1 protein-coding gene is annotated in these 498 nt (G+C 66.5%); it reads left to right on the forward strand.

The annotated features are described in order from the left end of the window. Positions 1–82: 82 nt before the first annotated feature. The coding region (locus C7G61_RS43255) for an IS4/Tn5 family transposase DNA-binding protein (RefSeq protein ID WP_145963860.1) at positions 83–498 on the forward strand (416 nt) is incomplete at its 3' end.

The following is a 498-nucleotide window of genomic DNA, read 5'->3' on the forward strand; positions in this document are numbered from 1 at the left end:
ATCTTGCCGATGCCTGCGGGTCGGGCCTGCGCCGGGCCATCTCCCATCCGCCAGGGCAAGGCTGCACGGGAGCTGGGCCATCATGAAGGCGCGCCTTCCTGCCGCCCATCCCGGAGAGGCGGCTGACGCGACCTCCTGGATCGAGCGGGAACTCGCCGGCTGCCGCTTTCGGGACCGGCGTCTTGGCCAGCGCCTGCGCAAGCTCCTGACCCATATGGCCAGAGCCATCGGCGGCAGCCTTCCGCTCGCCTGCCAGGACTGGGCCAACACCAAGGCCGCCTATCGCTTCCTGTCCAATCCCAAAGTGAACGAATACGCGATCCTTCAGGGCCATTTCCAGGCTACCCGCACCCGCTTTGCCGCAGTCGACGGACCCATCCTGGTCATTCAGGACACAACGGAACTGTCCTACGAGCGCGCGCAGCCCCGGCGGATTGGCTCGACCTGCCGAGTCAACAGCGGCCGTGACAAGGAAGGTCGCTACAGGATGCACACGGT

It is taken from the genome of Bradyrhizobium algeriense, from assembly GCF_003062295.1.
GTDB lineage: Bacteria > Pseudomonadota > Alphaproteobacteria > Rhizobiales > Xanthobacteraceae > Bradyrhizobium > Bradyrhizobium algeriense.